4 protein-coding genes and 1 pseudogene are annotated in these 6,448 nt (G+C 60.4%); 2 read left to right on the top strand and 3 right to left on the bottom strand.

Features of this window, described 5'->3' with window-relative positions:
* Positions 1–114: pseudogene (locus tag AB4043_RS16880) on the bottom strand (rod shape-determining protein); the annotation flags it as partial.
* A gap of 215 nt (positions 115–329) precedes the next feature.
* On the opposite strand from AB4043_RS16880, the gene ald reads away from it, so the two are divergent.
* Entirely contained in the window at positions 330–1,445 is a 1,116-nt protein-coding gene (gene ald / locus AB4043_RS16875) for an alanine dehydrogenase (RefSeq protein ID WP_442307580.1), read from the top strand.
* Positions 1,446–1,595: 150 nt separating this feature from the next.
* Here the strand turns inward: ald and AB4043_RS16870 are convergent, their stop codons facing one another.
* Positions 1,596–4,874 carry a carboxypeptidase regulatory-like domain-containing protein gene (locus tag AB4043_RS16870; RefSeq protein WP_442307579.1) on the bottom strand — a complete coding sequence of 1,093 codons (3,279 nt, stop codon included), beginning with the start codon at positions 4,872–4,874 and terminating at the stop codon, positions 1,596–1,598.
* Positions 4,875–5,113: 239 nt separating this feature from the next.
* A complete protein-coding gene (locus AB4043_RS16865; RefSeq protein WP_442300965.1) occupies positions 5,114–5,527 on the bottom strand; it encodes a TOBE domain-containing protein in 414 nt (137 codons plus the stop codon).
* A 51-nt stretch (positions 5,528–5,578) separates the two neighbouring features.
* Between AB4043_RS16865 and AB4043_RS16860 the strand changes: the two genes are divergently transcribed.
* The coding region (locus AB4043_RS16860; RefSeq protein WP_442307578.1) for a HAMP domain-containing protein at positions 5,579–6,448 on the top strand (870 nt) is incomplete at its 3' end.

Here is a 6,448-nt window from a genome sequence, read left to right as displayed (position 1 = left end):
GACCAGGGTGTTTGCGGTGCCCAAATCGATTGCGAGATCGCTGGAAAATAGGCTGAAAAGGGAACGGAGGCTACGCCCCCGCGATGTGCGCTGCTGGAAACCGTTTGACGACATTTTGAAGCTGAAGTCCTGATCCGTAGATTAGTTCCATTGTAAGGCTACAAAATCAGCTTTGGGTCTGAGGAACACAATAAAACCGCGGCCCGATCGAACGTATCTGCACCATACCGCGAACAAGCTTAAGAAAGCACAGCTACTGTCAAGGTGTCATCAAAAGCGGCACGGTGTGGCCCGGTTGATATTCTTAATCGGAAAGTGAGTTGTACACCATGATTATTGGCGTCCCCAAGGAAGTGAAGGACCACGAAACGCGTGTCRGCATTACTCCCGCCGGCGCACGAGCCCTCACCGAAGCCGGCCACAAGGTGCTGGTGGAACACAACGCCGGCGAGCTCTCTGCCTTCCCCGACGACGACTACCAGAGTGCCGGAGCCGAGATCGTTGGCTCCGCCTATGACACCTGGAGACTGGCCGATATGGTCGTCAAGGTGAAGGAGCCCGTCGAAAAGGAGTACGGCCACTTCCGCGAAGGCCTGACTCTGTTCACGTATCTGCACCTGGCTCCCCTCAAGGACCTCACCCAGAAGCTGCTGGACAAGCAGGTCACCGGCATCGCCTATGAGACCGTACGCGACCGCTTCAACACCCTTCCGCTGCTCACCCCCATGTCTGAGGTCGCTGGACGGCTCTCCGTTCAGGTGGGCGCCGAGTACCTGACCAAGGCCCATGGCGGCCGCGGCCTTCTGCTGGGTGGAGTTCCGGGCGTTCCCCCGGCGAACGTCGCCATTATCGGCGGCGGCATCGTTGGCACCAACGCCGCCAAGATCGCCGTCGGCATGGGAGCCAAGGTCACCATCCTCGACCTCTCGCTGCAGCGCCTGCGCGAGCTGGATGACATCTTCAGCGGCCGTGTAGCCACTGTCGCCTCCAACAGCTACAACATCGCCCGTGCCGCCGCCGAGGCGGACCTGCTGGTCGGCGGGGTGCTCATTCCGGGTGCAGCAGCACCCAAGCTGGTCACCAAAGAGATGGTCGCCACCATGAAGAAGGGCGCGGTCATCGTCGATGTGGCGATCGATCAGGGCGGATGCATCGAAACGGCGCACCCGACCACGCACTCCGATCCCTCCTACGAGGTCAATGGCGTGGTGCACTACTGTGTGACGAATATGCCTGCCGCCGTTCCCAATACCAGCACGCTGGCCCTGACCAACGCGACCTTCCCCTACGTGATGCGCCTGGCGCAGAACGGCGCCGAGGCCGCCATCCGCCAGGACAAGGGCATCGCCGAGGGCGTCAACACCTACCGGGGACACTGCACCTACGGTGCGGTCGCAAAGGACCAGGGTCGCGATTACACCCCGATCTCCTCGCTGATTCAGTAGATCCGATCAAGAACATACGGCGCCGCGTGCTTTTGCCCGCGGCGCCGTTCTGTTTTCTCTACTACTGGAAATCCCTCCACTTCGATTTTTCACGCACGCATCGCCTACGTCATTGATCACAAATCACTTAGATAAAACATTGCACCCGCCCTAGAGGAGCTTCCAGCCCTGAGGGCAATCCCTAGAGCATTTTCCCTGTTGCTGGGTAGCCCGAACATTGAACAGCTCCGCCCGGAACTCGACATCCGTTCGCTCTCCGACAGCCGTATGCTTCACCAGCGCCAGATCAGCGTCGCGATACGCCGGCCCACGTACCGGGTTACGCGAGGCGTTACCAAACGTGAACTGCGGCGCCGTTTGAAATGCAGCGGTATTGAAGAAGCGTTGCGGCGTGCGCTGGTCTGCAGGCAGCGAAGGCGACGTCAGCATATTCGGCCTCTGAAGCACCATGCCCGCAAACGAATTGTTATTCGTCGCCTGCGTGACCGGGACCGGCATGCCGCTCTGCATCGTGCCGATGATATTCACCGTCCATCCACCCAGCAGGGCCGTAGCTGCTCCATGTCCACGGAACTTCGGCAGGTCATAGACGACGCTGGCCGTCAGCACATTCGGCATATCGCCGCTCGACGAATCGCGCTCCAGATAAGGACGGAAGGTATCTGCCGCGATCAGTGACGAGCTGTTGGGCGAAGACAACACCGTCGAGGAAAACACCGACGATGCATCGTCAATCAGTTTCGAGTGCGCATAGCTCGCCAGCAGGTACAAGCCACTGGCAAGCCGCTGTTCCAGTCTTGCCTGCAAAGCGTTGTAGTTACTGGTGCCGGAGTTATTGCGATACGTCGCCACGTTCTGGAAGCGGGGATACGGCTTCAGCAACTGTGCCGCGGCAATGGTGGGTGTATCGAGCGTCGAACCCGCAGGCAACTGTYCGTAATAAGGATTGGTGACACGGGCAGTCAGCGCTGTCCCCTGCGCAAGCTGAGCAGCCGTGAGCTGATTCAGGTTTGAGTCCGGAATGCCGACGTGCACGATGTGCGACCCGACGTAGGCCAGCTCCAGCGACATGTTCTTCGTAATGGCGCGCTGAACTGCGAGATTCCACTGTTCAACGTATCCCGATCCAGCCTTACGGCTCGCTGTATAGACGCTCTGTCCCAGACCGGCATCCGGTGTCAGCGGAATGGACGAAACCGTCGGTCCGGTGCTCAGTTTTAATGGAGCCACGTAGCCATCCTGTGTGCGCTGTTGCACATTCTGGATGAAGGGATACTGCGGTGTCGTAAACGGCGTCGTAATACCGCTCTGGTCGATAAACACGATGCCGAAGCCGCTGCGCAGCACGGTCTTCGGATCGACCGCATAGGCAAGACCGACACGTGGTGCAACATTGGCCCAGTGCAACTGGCGCGCGCTGCGGGGGTAGCCATTCACGCCCAGATAGTCGAGCTGCTGCGTGGCCAGATTGAATACCGCTCCCTGGTTATGCGTCTCGGTGGATGGCATGTGCAGCGTCCAGCGTGCGCCCAGGTTCAGAGTCAGACGAGGCGTGACACGCCAGTCGTCCTGCAGGAAAAACTCGTGGATGTAATCGCGCGGCCGGATCGTCTTCGTCTGCAGATCGATGGAGAAGGTATCCACCTGCCCCAGCAGGAAGCTGGCAAAGGCATTGCCTCCGCTGGCGCCGCTGGTCCCGGTGGTATTCGTGCCGGTCGTTGTGAAGGCGAAGGAACCGGTCGGGTTCGGCGGCGAGATAGCGTTCAGCTCATACCGGCGCAGATCGCCACCGGCCTTAAGGGAGTGGCCGCCGTGGGTCCATACCACCATGTCGATCAGTTCGCTAACCGAGGTCTGATACCGTGCCGAGGTGCTGGCGTTGGCGCCGAGCTGCTGGAGTCCCGTGAAGGTGAAGAGCGGCAGCGTATTGTTGAACGCCGCGTTGACCGGAATACCGGGAATCCCCAGATCGGCCGATGGAGAATTGGCGAGCGATACGCCGTTCTGCGAGTTGCCGCGGCGCGTATATCCCAGCCGGAAGTTATTCAGCACACGCGGYGAGAAGAGGTGTGTCTCATTCAACACCACCTGCTGCCCCAGAACATCCGTAAGGCCGGAGACATTTCCGGTTCCAAGCACCGAGCCGGAGATCGATCCCGAGCCATCTGCAAACGGCGTCACTGGCCGCTCAACCTCATGGTAGTAGGTGTAACGCGCAAAACCACTGTCCTTCGCGCTGAAGGCTCCATCCAGTCGAATGTCGAACTGGTTCTGATGATCATCATCCGGAGCCGTACGGGTGTAGTTATTCGCCGAGCCGCTGCTGGTCGGTGTAGGAATACGGCCGACCAGCCGCTGCGCTACGGGATCAAAAGCCGAGGTGATGACGTCGTTCGTAAACTCCTTGCGCTGCACCTGGCCGTTCACGACAGTTGTCGACGACGGGTCATAGATCTTCGCTACACCGGTAAAGATGCCTTGCTGCATTGCCGCCGTCGGCACGGTGGAGATGCGAGTGACACCGATGCGCTGCTTGATCCCCTGATAGTCCGTGAAGAAGAAGAGACGGTCGCGCTTGATCGGTCCGCTCAGGGTTGCACCAAACAGATTGCGGCGATACTGCGGCTTGCGGGCCGTAGAGGAGGCGAAATAGTTGCGGCCATTCAGTGCCTCATGACGAAAGAACTCGAAGACGCTGCCATGAAAGGCATTGGCGCCGCTGCGCGTGGCAACGTTCACCACACCGCCGTTGAAACGGCCAAACTCAGCGGGAACGTTGTTCGCCGCAACCGTAAACTCGGCGATGCTGTCGAGGATCGGAAAGAAGGCGACCTGTCCGGGCTCCGGCTGGAGCGCGGAGATGCCGTCGTACAGATACTCGTTCGTACGCGGGCGACCGCCGTTGATACGCGGCAGCACCGTGCCCGGAGGCAGCTCCACACCGGGAGCCATCTGGGTCAACTGGATAAAGTTCCGTGAGTTCAGCGGAAGCGCCACAATGGCGTGACTGGGAATCGTTGTCGCGATATCGCTGGTCGACGCCTGCAGTAGCGGAGCATCCTCATTCACCGTGACCGACTCCCCTGCTCCACCAGCTTTCAGCTGCAGTTCCAAAGTCACAGTCTGTCCGGTAGTGACCGTGACGCCGCGACGCTCCAGACGAGCAAATCCCGTCTGCGCCACGGCCAGGCTGTAGCTCCCGGAGGTGAGTTGCGTGAATGAGAACTCACCCGATGATCCCGCTACGGTCTCCCGTGCAATCGCGGTCGCAGTCTGTGTGAGAGTGACCTTTGCCCCCGCCACTGCCGCTCCGCTTGCGTCCACGACACGTCCTTTCAGTTCACCAAGAACCTGTCCGTCTGCACGGCCGAAAAGGACAAGCAGGCAGACGAAGGCGATCAGAAGAGACGTGCGCGGAAATCTGAACATACGACGAATTTATACGATTCTAATCGTATTAATCGAATTGGCGCGGATGCATGGGTGGGAGCCATCTGTGGCCGCGACATCGTCCTCAGCGGCTGAAGCCGCTTGCTTTCCACGTTCGACTGCGGCGGCTGAGCCGTGCCCTTAAGCAAGGCATTCGCACCCGGGGTGCGAAATGGTTGCGCTACGCGCAACGGTTTGAGGGTTTCGCCCGCTGCTCCCACCGGAAACCGCGACACACCCTAATCCAACCGCTCAATCATCACATCGGTCGACTTCACCAAGGCTGCCGCCGTCTGTCCCTTTTTCAGGCCGAGCTCGCGTGCCGCCTCCGCGGTAATAATGCTGTTGATCCGCTGCTCGCCGATCGCCAAAACCACCTGCGCCAGCAGACCCTCGATCCGGACGCTGACGACCTTCCCGACGATCTGGTTCCGTCCGGAGACCCGCCGGTACCGCTCACGCGACTCCTCCTGGGGCCGTTTCCGGTCCTCGGCAAGGTATGGTTTCAGCACCGGCTCCGGAATACGGTGATGCCCCCCGGGGGTCGTCACTGTCTTCAACTTGCCGCTCAGAATCCACTGCTTAATCGTCGGATAACTGATGCCGAGCATCCGAGCCGCTTCCCGCGCACTGAACATTGCCACCGTCGCCATACAGCATTCTGTACCATAATCTTCACGGACTGCATCTCCAACTCCCTCGCCGTGGAGCTCTCCCGCTATGCCGCTGCCAACGCACGTGCCGAGGCCCAGGCGATTGCCACCTCCCTCCCCAGCAACAACAAGGACCTGCTCCGAAAGCTGCAGGAACACGACATCACCTTGCAGGGCGGCTTCGTCGCCATTTACCGCAACAATGTCCTGGTCGCCGCCATCCATCTGCCGCAGGAGCAGAATGGCCATGTCGTCATCAAACAGCTTCTTCCGGAGGGAAGCACTGCAGCGGAGGCCTCCGCCTCCGTCGCAGAGCTGCTCCAGACGGCGCTCCGCTCTGACGACCCCCTCTACTCCGTAGGCAAACAGGACTTCGCTCTGGGTACGGCATGGGTCAAACCCAATGGAGACATCGTCGTCGTCGGCCTTCCTCTGCCGGCAGGCATGTCTGACACCGTCAACCGCATCCGCACCGCTGCCGATACCTACTGGACCCTCTTCCGCACACGACGCTCCATCCGCAACCAGTACATGCTGCTGCTGCTCATGATCACGGGCCTGGCGCTCTTCGCCTCGGTCTGGCTCGGTCTGCACCTCTCGCGGCAGGTTACCCGGCCGGTAGAGACCCTGGCCGACGCGATGGAAGACATCGCTGCCGGCAACTATGCCCGGCGCGTAGAGGCCAGCGCCACCGAAGAGCTGGGCGAGCTGGTGCGATCGTTCAATCACATGGCGACCGACCTGCAGAGCTCCCGTGCGCAGATCACCGAATCGACCCAGCAGCTCTCCCTCGCCAATGCCGCCCTGGAGGCCCGCCGTAAAGAGCTGGAGACGATGCTCGAGACCATTCCCAATGGCGTCGTCATGCTCGATATACACCAGCGCGCCATGCTGGCGAACCGTGCCTTCAGCGAGATGCTC

Source organism: Terriglobus sp. YAF25, assembly GCF_052113305.1.
In the GTDB taxonomy this organism is placed as follows: Bacteria; Acidobacteriota; Terriglobia; order Terriglobales; family Acidobacteriaceae; genus Terriglobus.
The sequence above is the reverse complement of the archived record's forward strand: the minus strand, read 5'-3'. Positions and strand labels throughout refer to the sequence as shown.